Here is a 13,666-nt window from a genome sequence, read left to right on the forward strand (position 1 = left end):
GATGTCACGTTTCTTCATCGACCGCCCCATCTTCGCGTGGGTCATCGCCATCGTCGTCATGCTCGCGGGCGCACTTGCGATCACGACACTGTCGATTTCGCAGTATCCGCAGATCGCTCCGACGACAGTGCGCATCACGGCCAACTACACCGGTGCCGATGCGTCGACGGTCGAAAACTCGGTGACCAAGGTCATCGAGCAGGGCATGACAGGTATCGATAACCTGGACTACATGACCTCGACGTCGACCTCGACCGGTCAGACCTCGATTTCGCTGACGTTCACCAATGCCGCCGATCCTGATACCGCACAGGTTCAGGTGCAAAACAAGCTGTCGCTCGTCCAGTCGCAGCTGCCCAATTCCGTTACCAGCACCGGTATTACCGTCTCGAAATCCACCTCCAACTTCCTGATGGTTATCGGCTTCGTGTCGATGGACGACAAGCTTAATGCCAACGATCTGGCCGACTATGTCGACAGCACCCTGAACGATACGATCAAGCGTGTAGAGGGCGTTGGCGACACGACGCTGTTCGGTTCTAACTACGCCATGCGCATCTGGGTCGATCCGGACAAGCTGGCCAAGTACCAGCTGATGGTCAGCGACGTCTCAACCGCCATCGAAGCCCAGAACAGCCAGGTCGCAGCCGGCCAGCTGGGTGCGTTGCCGCAGCGCAAGGGCCAGGAACTGAACGCAACTGTAACGGCCAAGAGCCGCCTGCAGACACCGCAGCAGTTCGAAAACATCATTCTGAAAAGCCTTCCGAACGGTTCGCTTGTCCGCATCAACGACGTGGCGCGCGTCGAACTCGGCGCAAAGAGCTACGCAAGCTCGAGCACATATAACGGCCATCCGTCTGCCGGTCTTGCCATCCAGCTTGCAGCCGGTGCGAATGCTATCAGCACCGCTGAAGCGGTCGAGTCGACCATCAACGCCCTGAAGCAGACGCTGCCGGCCAATGTCGAGGTCGTCTATCCCTACGACACGACGCCTTTCGTGCGGCTGTCGATCGAAGACGTGGTCAAGACGCTGATCGAGGCCATCGTCCTCGTGTTCATCGTGATGTTCGTCTTCCTGCAGAACCTGCGGGCAACCTTGATCCCGACGCTTGCTGTACCGGTGGTGCTGCTCGGAACCTTCGGCATCCTGTCGCTGTTCGGCTACTCGATCAACAACTTGACCATGTTCGGGATGGTGCTGGCGATCGGCCTGCTCGTCGACGATGCCATCGTCGTGGTTGAAAACGTCGAGCGCGTGATGGAAGAGGAAGACCTTTCCCCACGCGATGCGACGATCAAGTCGATGGGCGAAATCACCGGCGCGCTTGTCGGTATCGCGACTGTGCTATCGGCTGTGTTCATCCCGATGGCGTTCTTCGCGGGCTCCGTCGGCGTCATCTACCGCCAGTTCTCCGTGACCATCGTGTCGGCCATGATCCTCTCGGTCATCGTCGCGCTTATCCTGACGCCGGCACTTTGCGCCACTCTGTTGCGCAAGCCGAAGCACGGTTCGAAGACCAAGGGCGTATTTGGCTGGTTCAACCGCAATTTCGATCGCGGCAGCCATGCCTATCAGCGCGGCGTCGGCGGCATTATCCGGCGCAGCTGGGTCGGCCTCGTCGTATTCGTGCTGATCGTCGTCGGTGTCGGCTTTCTGTTCACGCGTCTGCCGAGCTCGTTCCTGCCGGACGAAGACCAGGGCATCCTGATCACCAGCGTCACCTTGCCACCGGGAGCCACCGATGCCCGCGCTAAGGAAGTGCTGGGACAGGTGCGCGATTATTATCTGAATACCGAGAAAGACTATGTGGACGGCGTCTTTGCCGTTGCCGGCTTTGGCTTCGGTGGCCAGGGGCAGAACATCGGTCTCGCCTTCATCAAGCTGAAGGATTTCGCGTCCCGCACGACTCCGCAATCCAAGGCCCAGGCAATTGCTGGTCGCGCCATGGGGGCGTTTTCGAAAATCAAGGACGGTAGCGTCTTCGCGTTGGCGCCACCGGCTATTCCCGGTTTCGGCTCTTCCAGCGGGTTTGACTTCTACCTCCAAGACGTCAACGGCCAAGGCCATGAGAAGTTGATGGCAGCCCGCAACCAGCTGCTCGGCATGGCGTCCAAAAGCCCGCTCTTGGTCGGTACCCGACCGAACGGCCAGGAGGATCAGCCGCAGTATCAGGTGGAGATCGACCAGGAAAAGGCGAGCGCACTGGATATCTCGCTAGCCGACATCGACACCACGCTGGCAACCGCCTGGGGCGGCAGCTACGTCAACGACTTCATCGACAGGGGCCGCGTCAAACAGGTCTATGTTCAGGCCGATGCGGATTTCCGGATGCAGCCTGAGGATTTCGATCGCTGGTATGTTCGAAATTCCGAAGGCTCCATGGTGCCGTTCTCAGCTTTTGCCACGGGAAGCTGGAGCTTCGGTTCTCCTCGTCTCGAGCGATATAACGGCTCTTCCGCAGTCGAGATCCAAGGTGCTGCAGCGCCGGGGGTCAGCTCCGGTGATGCGATGAACGAAGTCAACAAGCTGGTGTCGCAGTTGCCACCTGGCTTCCGCCTGGAATGGACAGGATTGTCCGAGCAGGAAGAGTTGTCAGGCAGCCAGGCGAGCAAGCTTTACGCCATCTCGATCCTTGTGGTCTTCCTGGCGCTTGCAGCCTTGTACGAGAGCTGGTCGATCCCGCTCGCTGTCATGCTGTCGGTGCCGGTCGGCATCTTCGGGGCCCTTTTGGCGGCGACCCTCTTCGGTCAGTCGAATGACGTGTACTTCAAGGTCGGCCTGCTGACGACGATCGGCCTGGCCGCCAAAAACGCCATTCTGATCGTCGAGTTCGCGCTGGAGCAGCAGAAAAATGGCAAGAGCCTGATCGACGGAACGCTCGAAGCCTCGCGGCAACGCTTGCGGCCGATCCTGATGACGTCTCTCGCGTTTATCCTCGGTGTGATGCCGCTTGCCATCGCCAGTGGCGCAGGTTCCGGCAGCCAGAATTCGATCGGTATCGGCGTCATGGGCGGCATGCTTGCGGCCACCATCCTCGGCGTATTCTTCATTCCGTTGCTGTTCGTCACGACACGGCGGATCTTCAAGGGCAAGAAGCCTGAAGAGGATGTCGCAGCACCGGACGTGAAGCCGGAAGCGACCCACTAAAACGAGACTGAAAGCACAGCCCGGGAGCCGTCAAAAGACCGCTCCCGGGCTGTAGCGATTCCGGGAGGAAGTCGCTATGACAGCTTCAGAGGACATGCCCGTTCGGGAGACGTGACGGGACAGGGAGGGATCATGATCAAGGCACTGCGTATCGAAGCGGAAAACGTAACGCGTTTTCAGGAGATCGAGGCCGCGCCTCTCGGGCCCGGCCAAGTGCGCGTCAGCGTCCGCCATATCGGCCTTTGCGGCAGCGATCTCAACACCTTCAAGGGTCTGAACCCGCTGGTCCAGCTTCCGCGCATCCCGGGCCATGAAATTGGCGGTGTGATCATGGAAGTAGGCGAAGGCGTCTCCGCCGACTATGCGGCAGGCCGGCGCGTTATTGTCATGCCCTATACCAGTTGCGGCAAGTGTACCTCTTGCCGAAAAGGCCGGGTGAATGCCTGCCGTTACAACAAGACGCTGGGAGTCCAGCAGGATGGCGGCCTCGCCGAGGAAATCGTCCTGCCGGCTGAAAAGCTCATCCTCAACGACGTGCTGCCGCCCCGCCATCTCGCCTTGGTCGAGCCATTGTCCGTCGGCTTCCACGCCGTCGAGCGCGGCCGCGTTGCCCGTGGCGACCGCGTCGCAGTGCTCGGCTGCGGCATGATCGGCATGGGCGTACTGATCGCCGCCGTCGCCCGTGGTGCTGAAGTTATCGCGGTCGACCTCAGCCCGGAGAAACGTGCTCTCGCCATGCAGTTCGGCGCCGTCGAGACGATCGATGCCGGCAGCGAGGACGTGGTGGCGCGCGTCATGGCGTGGACAAACGAGGATGGCGTCGATGTCGCGTTCGAGGCGGTCGGCCTGCCCGCTACCTTCACCCAGGCTGTCGATATCGCCTGCTTTGGTGGTCGGGTCGTCTATGTCGGTTATTCCAAGGCGCCGGTCACTTACCAGACGCAGTTCTTCAATCTCAAGGAACTTGACATCATGGGGTCTCGCAATGCCATGATGCAGGACTTCCTGGCCGTCGCCACGCATCTCGAAAAAATCGGCGAAAGCGCCGATGCGTTGATCAGCAAGGTGGTAGCCTTCGACGACGCTGAAACGGCCCTTCCCTATTGGGACGGCAACCGCAATGCCCTGAAGATCATCATAGAGCGCAACGTTTAGGGGTTGCGCGCATCTTTGCTTTTAAACGCGCGCCAGGACGCTTGACAAAGACGGCATGCCTGTATTTTACTCAGGCCTGCCGAATAGGCAAATCTTAACACATGACTTCGATGTCGCCGGGCAGTTTCGCCCCCATGATGCCCCATCCAAGATGGGATCCGCGTCGTGGGGTTTTTCGCGTTTGGGTATTGAACAATGATCGACGCACTAAAGATCGGCATCCTCTTTTCGACGACCGGGCCCTATGCGTCGATGGGTCGGGATGCGCGCGACGGTGCCGAATGTGCCATCGAGGAATTTGCTGCCACCGGCGGGCTGCGCTTAGAGCCCGTCTTCGCCGATCCTCGCGCTGATCTTTCCGCCTATCTGGATGGCGCCCGCCATATGCTGCGCAACGAAGGTTGCCGCCATATCGTCGGCACGATCACCTCGGCGGCGCGCAAGGAAATCATTCCGCTGGTCGAAAAGCATGACGGCCTACTCTGGTACATGTGCCCCTACGAGGGTTTCGAGGCCAACGAGAACGTCATTTATATCGGCGGCTGCCCGAACCAGCACCTGCTGCCGCTCTTCCAGCATCTCATCCCCCGGTACGGCAAGCGCCCCTACCTCGTCGGCGCCAACTATGTGTGGGGCTGGGAAATGAACCGGCTGGCCCGCGAGTTGATTTCCACGGCTGGCGGCGAGGTGCTGGGCGAGCGCTATCTGCCGCTCGAGGAGACTGCGGTTGAGCGCATCGTCGCGGATATTGCCGAGCGCCGGCCGAGCTTCATCCTCAACAATTTGATTGGCCCCTCCAGCTATGCATTTCTGGCGGCCATCCGCGGGCTTTCAGACCGGGACCCGGCCTTCCTGCCGGAGAACTGCCCGGTCGTCAGCTGCGATCTGATGGAGTGCGAACTTGCCGATATCGCCGCAGGTGCGGCCGTCGGGCAGCTTTGCGCCGCCTCCTATTTCGCCAGCATCGTGTCGCCCGAAAATGCTGAGTTCAAGAGCCGCGTGGCGGCGGCTTTCGGGCCGGAGCGCGGCGTGTCCAGCGTTTTTGCCAGCGCCTATACTGCTGTCAAACTTTGCGTCGAGGCCATAATCGCAGCCAGTAGCGACGAGCCGCAGGCAGTGCGACGGGCGCTTCATGGCGCGTCTTGGCCGAGCCTGTTCGGTCCGCTCGCGATCGACCGGCAGACCAACCACGCGGCCCTCCCATTTCATCTCGGACGGATCAATGCCGGCAATGGTTTCGATGTCATCGCCTCGCGTTCGGCCATCCCTGCCGACCCATATCTGACTGCGCGTCACACGATTGCGGAGCCGAAGTTGCGGGTGGTTTCATGAGGGAAACACCGAATTTCACTGGCTGGCACGCCGCGATCCTGCACAGGGAAGACAGCAACACCGAGCGCTTGATCCGCCAGCTGACACTTCTCGGCCTCAGCACATCGCTGCGCTGGGAGCCGCTCTCTGCCATGGAACGTCCGGACCTCGTGATCGTCGATGCCGATCAGGGCTGGGACGGGCTGCTCGCCTCGGCACCCGCGCATCCGGCGGTGCCTGTGATTGCGCTGCTGGGTTCGGAAGCACCGGGCCGCATTGCCTGGGCGCTCGAACAGGGTGCCGGCGCGATCATTGCCAAGCCGGTTGCAAGCTCGGCCGTCTATCCGGCGCTGGTCATGGCGGTCTCCATCCACCAGGAGCGAATGGCGACGCGCTCGAAGATGGATCGTCTGGAGGAGCGCGTACGCATGCGACCGCTCGTTCATGCCGCCGTGCAAAAGATCATGGAGGCGCGGGGCGTCGGGGAAGAGCAGGCCTATACGATCCTGCGCGGCTCGGCCATGCAGCGTAGATTGCCAATGGAACAACTGGCGGCCTTCATTCTCGGCGGCTCCGAACCCTTGCCGGAGGCCGTCTGATGCGTGTCCTGAAATCGATGTTTCGCCAGCCCTCGGCGCTGTTCGGGTTGATCATCGTCATCGCCGTTGTCGTTATGGCGATCGCGGCGCCGCTGCTGGCGCCCTTCAGCCCCGATGACCAGATGTTCGATGGCCTGTCGCTGGATGGCGCGCCGTTGCCGCCCGGCGGCCCCTATCTGCTCGGCACCGATACGCTCGGCCGCGACCTGTTCTCCCGGCTGCTGTTCGGCGCTCGCACCTCGCTGGTCATCGGCCTTGTTGCTAATGGCATTGCGGTCGCCATCGGCCTCTTCATTGGTATTGTCGCTGGTTATGTGGGGGGCTTCTTCGGCAATCTGCTGATGCGCTTCACCGACCTGATGATGGCATTTCCGGCCCTGCTGCTTGCCATTGTGCTGGCGGCCCTGCTGCACCCTAGCCTGTGGATCGTGGCGATGGTCATCGCGCTCGTCAACTGGGTGCAGGTCGCGCGCATCGTCTATACCGAGACGCGCGGATTGGTGGAGCGCGACTTCATGATGGCGGAGCGCTCGCTGGGCGCCGGCCACGGCCGTATCCTGCTTCTGCACATCCTGCCGCATCTGATGCCGACGGCGATCGTCTGGGGCACGCTCGGTATCGCAACGACGGTGCTGCTCGAGGCGACGCTGTCCTTCCTCGGCATCGGCGTACAGCCGCCGCAGCCCTCCTGGGGAAATATCATCTTCGAGAGCCAGAGCTACTTCGAATCCGCCCCCTGGTTGGTGTTCATTCCGGGCGCCGTGATCCTGCTGACCGCTTTGTCGTTCAACCTCGTCGGCGATGCGCTGCGCGACATTCTCGATCCGACCCAGAGAGGGCGCGGCTGATGGCCCTTCTCATTCTCCGCCGACTTGTTCAGGCGGCACTCATCCTGCTCGGCGTCGGCGCCATCACCTTCCTGCTGCTCTACGCACTGCCGGCCGATCCTGCCGTACTGATCGCCGGCCGCAGCGCTACACCGGCAACCGTCGCCGCCATTCGCCATGAACTGGGGCTGGACCAGCCGTTGGTGCTGCAGTTCCTGCATTATCTCAGTGGCATCCTGCATGGCGATCTCGGTCGCTCCTATACGCAGAAGACATCCGTGCTGCCGCTGATCCTCGCCCGCCTACCGGCGACGCTGATCCTCATGGCGGCCGGCATCCTGGTCGAAGTTGTCCTCGGTATCACGCTCGGGACCATTGCCGCCGTGCGCCGCGGTGGCTTTGTCGACCGGCTGGTGATGATGGCGTCCTTCGTCGGGGTGTCCGCCCCGCAATTCGTCGTTGCACTGCTGCTCCTCTACGTCTTTGCGGCGACGCTCGGCTGGTTCCCAATGAGCGGCTACGGCACGCCCAATCATGTGGTGCTGCCGGCCGTCACGCTCGGCATCCTCGGTGCCGGCTGGTATGCGCGCATGGTGCGCTCGGCGATGATCGACGTGCTCAACCAGGATTATGTGCGCACGGCGCGCGCTAAGGGCCTGTCGTCGTCGCGGATCATCTTTCGTCATGCCCTGCCCAACGCCATCCTGCCGATCATCGCCATGATCGGCATCGATATCGGCCAGTTCATGAGCGGTGTCGTCGTGGTCGAGGCCGTCTACGGCTGGCCAGGCATCGGCCAGCTCGCATGGCAGGCCATCCAGCAGGTCGATATCCCGATCATCATGGGCGTCACCATCGTCTCGGCCCTCGCCATCGTCATCGGCAACCTGATCGCCGATATCGTCGCTCCGTTCATCGACCCGCGTATCCGCGCGCAATAACCAAGCAAAAACCAACAGAGGAGTTCACCAATGACAAAAACCTTCCTGCGACGTGCAGCTCTGGCTGCCATGCTCGCGACCACCTCCCTGGTGCCGGCGCTCGCCGTCCAGGCTGCCGACAAGCCTGTCGACGGCGGAAAGATAGTCGTCACCTACAAGGACGACATCGCAACGCTCGATCCGGCCATTGGCTATGACTGGCAGAACTGGTCGATGATCAACGCGATGTTCTCGCGCCTTGTCGACTACACGCCCGGCACGACCGAGTTGAAGCCTTCGCTGGCCGAAAGCTACACGGTGTCCGAGGACGGCAAGACATACACCTTCAAGCTGCGCGCTGGCGTTAAATTCACCAACGGCCGCGAAGTGACCGCCGCGGACGTCAAATATTCGATCGAGCGCGCCGTCAATCCGAAGACGCAGGGCCCTGGCGCCGGCTTCTTCCACTCGATTGTCGGCTCCGACGCGATGACCGCCGGCACCTCACAGACGCTCGATGGCATCACTGTCGTTGACGACCACACCGTCAAGTTCACGCTGGTGCAGCCGGACGCGACGTTCCTCAATGTGCTCGCCCTCAACTTCTCTTCCGTCGTTCCGAAGGAAGCAGTCGAGGCGGCGAACGGCGACTTCGGCAAGAAGCCGGTCGGCTCCGGCGCTTTCATCCTGAAGGAATGGACGGTCGGCCAGCGCCTCGTGTTCGAGAAGAACCCTGACTACTTCGTCAAGGACCGCCCGCATATCGATGGCTACACGGTCGAAATCGGCCAGGAGCCGCTCGTGGCGCTGCTGCGTCTGCAGAAGGGCGAAGTCGATGTTGCCGGCGACGGTATCCCGCCTGCCAAATACCTCGAGATGAAGAACTCGAAGGATTTCGAAGGCATGATCGTGGATCGTCAGCAGCTGGAAACGAGCTATGTGACGCTCAACACGCAGGTAAAGCCGCTCGACAACGTCAAGGTCCGCCAGGCGCTGAACATGGCTGTCAACAAGGAGCGCATCGTTCGCATCATCAACGGTCGCGCCGTGCCGGCAAACCAGGTACTGCCGCCGCTGATGCCGGGCTACGACAAGGATTACAAGGGCTATGCCTACAGCGTCGAGAAAGCCAAGGCACTGCTGGCCGAGGCCGGCCTGAAGGATGGCTTCACGACCCAGCTCTACACCTCCAACACCGATCCGCAGCCGCGCATCGCCCAGGCGATCCAGCAGGATCTCGCCGCCGTCGGCGTCAAGGTCGAGATCAAGGCGCTTGCCAATCCGAACGTCATCGCTGCCGGCGGTACGCAGGGCCAGGCGCCGATGGCATGGTCGGGCGGTCTCGGCTGGATCGCCGACTTCCCGGATCCTTCCGACTTCTACGGACCGATCCTCGGCTGCGGCAGTGCCGTCGCCGGTGGCTGGAACTGGTCGTGGTACTGCAACAAGGAAATCGAACCGCGCGCCCAGGCGGCCGACGCCATGCCGCTGCCTGCCAAGGCTGCGGAGCGCAACGAAGCCTGGAAAAAGATCTTCACCGAGATCCAGGAAAAGGATGCGCCGTGGATCCCCGTGTTCAACGAGCGCCGGGTTGTTGCCAAGTCGAAGCGGATGGGCGGACCGGATGAGATCTACATCGATCCGACCCGCGTCATCGATTACGAAGCGATCTTCGTCAAGAAGTAAGCCGATCGGTTCAATACCTCCCTGGGCACTGCCCCGGGGAGGCTCAATCTTCGGAGGCAAGCATGTGCATCGTCTGCACCCACACCATTCACCGCGCCCAGCATAATTTCGGCTGGAACCGGGATTTCGAACCCGCTGTCGTCGCCAAACCCGGTGAAACGATCCATTTCGAATGCATGGATTCGTCCGGCGGACAGCTGGGCGCCGACGCGACCCTGGCATCGCTGAAGGAACTCGATTTCGGCAAGATCAATCCGGTCTCCGGCCCTGTCTATGTGGAGGGCGCGATGCCGGGGGACGCATTGAAGGTCACGCTCCGCCGCTTCGTGCCGTCGGGCCTCGGCTGGACCGCCAATATTCCAGGGTTTGGACTTCTGGCCGACCAGTTTCCCGACCCTGCTTTGCACATGTGGTCCTATGATGCCAACGCCATGACGCCCGCCCTTTATGGCCCCGGCGGTCGCGTACCGCTGAAGCCTTTTGCCGGAACTATCGGTGTCGCCCCTGCCGCCCCAGGTTTGCACTCCGTCGTGCCGCCACGCAATGTCGGCGGCAATCTCGATATCCGGGATCTCAGCGCCGGCGTAACGCTGTACCTGCCGATCGAAGTGGAGGGTGCGCTGTTCTCGATCGGCGATACCCATGCCGCGCAGGGCGACGGCGAGGTCTGTGGCACGGCTATCGAAAGCCAGATGAATGTCGAGGCGACGATCGAGCTGGTCAAGGATGCGCGCCTGAAGAGCCCGCGCTTTACGACAACCGAGCCGGTCACCCGCCATCTCGACGGCGCTGGCTATGAGGTGACGACAGGCATCGGGCCGGACCTGATGACCGGTGCGCGGGAAGCCCTGATGCGGATGATCGACCTGCTCGGCGAAGAGCATGGCATGAGCCCGGTCGATGCCTACATGCTGTGCTCTGTCTGCGGCGACCTCCGGATCAGCGAGATCGTCGACATGCCGAACTGGGTGGTGTCGTTCTACTTCCCGAGGATCGTGTTCGCGTGACGGAAACAGCCTCGTCGCCCGCCGCGCTTTCGGTGAGAAACCTGTGTGTCGATGCCCGCACGCCGGAAGGCCGGCGGCGGGTACTCGACGACATCGATTTCGATCTCATGACCGGCGAGACCCTCTGCCTTGCCGGCGAATCGGGTTCCGGCAAGTCGGTAACCTCGCTCGCCGTCATGGGCTTGCTCCCGAAAGCATCCTTGCAGGTGGCGTCCGGCAAGATCATGCTCGCCGGCCGCGACCTGCTGTCCTTGCCGGAGCGGGCGATGCGCAAGGTGCGCGGCGGCGAGATCGCCATGGTCTTCCAGGAGCCGATGACCTCGCTGAACCCGGTGATATCAGTCGGCGACCAGCTGACAGAGGCGATCCGCGAGCATCAGGACAGCGACACCGCAAGCGCTGTGGCTTCCGCCCTGCGCATGCTCGACGCCGTCCAGATCACCGATCCGGCGCGGCGGCTGAAGCAGTTTCCCCATGAGCTTTCCGGGGGGATGCGACAGCGGGTGATGATCGCCATGGCGCTCTCCTGCCGCCCCAAGGTGCTGATCGCCGACGAACCGACCACGGCGCTTGATGTCACTGTCCAGGCACAGATCCTGAGTTTGATGCGAGAGCTGAAATCGGAGTTCGGGACCTCGATCATCCTCATCACCCATGACATGGGGGTTGTGGCGGAAATGGCGGATCGCGTCGTGATCATGCAAAACGGCCGCATGGTCGAAAAGGGAGCTGCGATCGATATCTTCGAGCGCCCGACCCACGCCTATACGCAGGAGTTGCTGGGGGCCGTGCCGCGTCTTGGCGCCCATGCCGGCACGGACGGTCCACCGCGCGTCACCGCCAGAGGCCTGGTCGCACCGACGCCGCTCGACCGGACGCCGGTGCTCAACGTCAGCAATCTGACCGTTACCTACGGCAGCCAGTCAGGCTGGCTCCTCAAGACAGCCAAGCCGGCGGCAGCGGTCGATGGCGTATCCTTCGACATCCTGCCCGGCAAAACGCTTGGTCTCGTCGGCGAAAGCGGCTCGGGAAAGTCGACGACGGGCAAAGCCGTGCTCGGCCTCATTCCCTACCAGGGCGACGTTGTGATCGACGGTCGCAATATAGGGGGACTCAGCCAGCGCGACATGCAGCCGGTTCGCCGCTCCGCCCAAATGATCTTCCAGGACCCCTATGCATCGCTCGATCCTCGCATGGCGGTGGGGGCTGCGGTTGCCGAGCCGATGATTATCCACGGCATTGGCAGCAAATCGGAGCGTCGCGACCGGGTGGCAGAGCTGCTGCGCCGCGTCGGCCTGACGCCCGATGCCGCAACCCGCTATCCGCACGAGTTCTCCGGCGGCCAGCGCCAGCGCATCTGTATCGCGCGCGCCCTGGCACTGGAACCGAAGCTGATCGTTGCTGACGAAAGCGTGGCAGCGCTCGACGTTTCCGTGCGGGCGCGGGTTCTCGACCTGCTGCTCGAACTGCAAGAGACGATGGGTCTCGCCTATCTCTTCATTTCGCACGACATGGCGGTCATCGAGCGGATGTCGCACCATGTCGTGGTCATGCGCTACGGTAAAATCGTCGAGAGCGGCACGCGCCGCCAGGTGTTCGAGACGCCGAAGGATGCCTATACGCAGGCCCTTCTGGCCGCCGTTCCCGCACCTGATCCGCGCGCCCGTGGCCGCAGGCTGGCAGTCCAGCAGTCATGAGAAAATCCGGAAACCAGACCAATGCCTGGTTTCCGGCCCGGCTTAGCGCTTGCGCCAGGTAATGGCTGAGTTGGTGAAGTAGTTCCAGGCAGCCCCGATGGCGGCACCTGCGAGGCCGGCCAACCACCAGCGTGGTTCACTATTATAGAATGCAGTCGACACGCCGACACCGGCAAAGACGCCGAAACTGCAGAGGGCTGCAAACATGCCGAGCCCGGTCACGAACCGCCACCCGTGCCGGCGCCTGTCCCTGTAGGTGAGAGCGTTGTTCAGGGTGTAGTTCACGACCATGGTGATGAGCATGGCGGCAGTCTGCGCCGTTGGAAAGTCCAGCCCTGCCCCGAGCAGTATGCGCAGAAAGGCGAGGTTGACCACGAGGCCCGTGGAGCCGACCAGGCAGAAGGCCAGGAAGCGCGCAGAGATGAAGTCGCCAGAAGCCTTGGAGATGAGAAGCCCGAGATATTCGAACACCACCGATGCATCGAGTTTGCTGACACCGTGCAAGCGCGGGCTGAATGCGTAGGACACTTCCTCGATTCGCATCTGTTTCGGCGACGACGCGACGATGTCGAGCAATATCTTGAAGCCTTGGTTCGACAGGCGCGGCGCCACTGCCTCGACGAATTCGCGACGGATCATGAAAAACCCGCTCATCGGATCGCTGAGCCGCACTCCCAGCAGGGACTGCGCCATTCCCACCGCAAGCCGGCTGCCGGCATGGCGAATTCTCGAAAGCCCGTCCGATGCGCCGTCCGCTTGAATGTAGCGGCTGGCGACGACGAGGTCAGCGTTGCCGGTGCGCAGAACGTTGAACATTTCCGCCAGCCGGGTTTCATCGTGCTGGAGGTCGGCATCCATGACGGCAACCACGGGTGCGGAGCTGGATAGGATACCTTCTATGCAGGCGCCGGCGAGCCCCCGCCTGCCGACGCGGCGCAAGCCGCGGATGCGCCGGTCGTTGACGGAAAGGGCGCGAACCTGGCCGATGGTGTCGTCGCTGGAATCGTCATCGACGAAAATCACCTCCCAGTCGATACCGGCCAGCGTCGCGCGCAGCCGATCGACGAGAATGGCGACGCTTTCGCGCTCATTCAGCGTTGGAATGACGATGGAAAGCTCGGGACCGATGTGATCGAGGCTAATTTGAGCGCTGATGGCCGAGAGATCGTCCTCGACAAGGCGCGCGGCAGAGACACTTACATTCATCAATCTTACGACCTTCGAGCGTTAATCCGGCGGTGGCATCAGGCCTTTGGATCGGCTGCCGGAATACGAACACCAAGCTCAGTCTCTGTCGGCGACGCGGACTGTCTGAT

General features: G+C 62.1%; 10 protein-coding genes. 9 read left to right on the forward strand and 1 reads right to left on the reverse strand.

Annotation, left to right across the window (positions count from 1 at the left end; all coding sequences use genetic code 11):
- Position 1: 1 nt before the first annotated feature.
- The 9 genes from EQW76_RS14390 to EQW76_RS14430 all read left to right on the forward strand — a co-directional run bounded on the left by EQW76_RS14390 (position 2) and on the right by EQW76_RS14430 (position 12,350).
- The gene (locus tag EQW76_RS14390; protein ID WP_142825060.1) at positions 2–3,148 is read left to right on the forward strand and encodes an efflux RND transporter permease subunit; all 3,147 of its coding nucleotides are present in this window, start codon (positions 2–4) and stop codon (positions 3,146–3,148) included.
- 132 nt (positions 3,149–3,280) lie between these two features.
- Positions 3,281–4,303: a zinc-binding alcohol dehydrogenase family protein gene (locus EQW76_RS14395; RefSeq protein WP_142825061.1), complete on the forward strand. Its 1,023-nt coding sequence runs from the start codon at positions 3,281–3,283 to the stop codon at positions 4,301–4,303.
- A 195-nt stretch (positions 4,304–4,498) separates the two neighbouring features.
- Complete coding sequence (locus EQW76_RS14400) at positions 4,499–5,635, forward strand: transporter substrate-binding protein (protein ID WP_142825062.1); 1,137 nt, start codon at positions 4,499–4,501, stop codon at positions 5,633–5,635.
- Positions 5,632–6,213, forward strand: coding sequence for an ANTAR domain-containing protein (locus tag EQW76_RS14405; RefSeq protein WP_142825063.1), 582 nt, complete (start codon positions 5,632–5,634; stop codon positions 6,211–6,213). Before EQW76_RS14400 ends, EQW76_RS14405 begins: the two co-directional genes overlap by 4 nt.
- A complete protein-coding gene (locus EQW76_RS14410) occupies positions 6,213–7,061 on the forward strand; it encodes an ABC transporter permease (RefSeq protein ID WP_142825064.1) in 849 nt (282 codons plus the stop codon). Before EQW76_RS14405 ends, EQW76_RS14410 begins: the two co-directional genes overlap by 1 nt.
- Entirely contained in the window at positions 7,061–7,981 is a 921-nt protein-coding gene (locus EQW76_RS14415) for an ABC transporter permease (RefSeq protein WP_142825065.1), read from the forward strand. Before EQW76_RS14410 ends, EQW76_RS14415 begins: the two co-directional genes overlap by 1 nt.
- A 30-nt stretch (positions 7,982–8,011) precedes the next feature.
- On the forward strand, positions 8,012–9,646 hold the full coding sequence (locus tag EQW76_RS14420; RefSeq protein WP_142825066.1) for an ABC transporter substrate-binding protein: 1,635 nt from the start codon (positions 8,012–8,014) through the stop codon (positions 9,644–9,646).
- 62 nt (positions 9,647–9,708) lie between these two features.
- The gene (locus tag EQW76_RS14425; RefSeq protein ID WP_142825067.1) at positions 9,709–10,653 is read left to right on the forward strand and encodes an acetamidase/formamidase family protein; all 945 of its coding nucleotides are present in this window, start codon (positions 9,709–9,711) and stop codon (positions 10,651–10,653) included.
- Positions 10,650–12,350 carry an ABC transporter ATP-binding protein gene (locus EQW76_RS14430; RefSeq protein WP_142825068.1) on the forward strand — a complete coding sequence of 567 codons (1,701 nt, stop codon included), beginning with the start codon at positions 10,650–10,652 and terminating at the stop codon, positions 12,348–12,350. The genes EQW76_RS14425 and EQW76_RS14430 overlap by 4 nt, the downstream gene beginning before the upstream one ends.
- 42 nt (positions 12,351–12,392) lie before the next feature.
- Here EQW76_RS14430 and EQW76_RS14435 read toward each other — a convergent pair whose 3' ends face one another.
- Positions 12,393–13,556 (reverse strand): glycosyltransferase, encoded by a 1,164-nt coding sequence (locus tag EQW76_RS14435; protein WP_142825069.1) that lies wholly within the window; start codon positions 13,554–13,556, stop codon positions 12,393–12,395.
- Positions 13,557–13,666: the final 110 nt, after the last annotated feature.

This window comes from Rhizobium sp. rho-13.1 (assembly GCF_007000305.1).
Classification (GTDB): Bacteria; Pseudomonadota; Alphaproteobacteria; order Rhizobiales; family Rhizobiaceae; genus Rhizobium; species Rhizobium rhododendri.

Coding starts and splice junctions, on each gene's coding strand:
- EQW76_RS14420 (WP_142825066.1), top strand. CDS start 8,012: ATGACAAAAACCTTCCTGCGACGTGCAGCTCTGGCTGCCATGCTCGCG.
- EQW76_RS14435 (WP_142825069.1), bottom strand. CDS start 13,556: ATGAATGTAAGTGTCTCTGCCGCGCGCCTTGTCGAGGACGATCTCTCG.
- EQW76_RS14410 (WP_142825064.1), top strand. CDS start 6,213: ATGCGTGTCCTGAAATCGATGTTTCGCCAGCCCTCGGCGCTGTTCGGG.
- EQW76_RS14415 (WP_142825065.1), top strand. CDS start 7,061: ATGGCCCTTCTCATTCTCCGCCGACTTGTTCAGGCGGCACTCATCCTG.
- EQW76_RS14405 (WP_142825063.1), top strand. CDS start 5,632: ATGAGGGAAACACCGAATTTCACTGGCTGGCACGCCGCGATCCTGCAC.
- EQW76_RS14400 (WP_142825062.1), top strand. CDS start 4,499: ATGATCGACGCACTAAAGATCGGCATCCTCTTTTCGACGACCGGGCCC.
- EQW76_RS14395 (WP_142825061.1), top strand. CDS start 3,281: ATGATCAAGGCACTGCGTATCGAAGCGGAAAACGTAACGCGTTTTCAG.
- EQW76_RS14425 (WP_142825067.1), top strand. CDS start 9,709: ATGTGCATCGTCTGCACCCACACCATTCACCGCGCCCAGCATAATTTC.
- EQW76_RS14390 (WP_142825060.1), top strand. CDS start 2: ATGTCACGTTTCTTCATCGACCGCCCCATCTTCGCGTGGGTCATCGCC.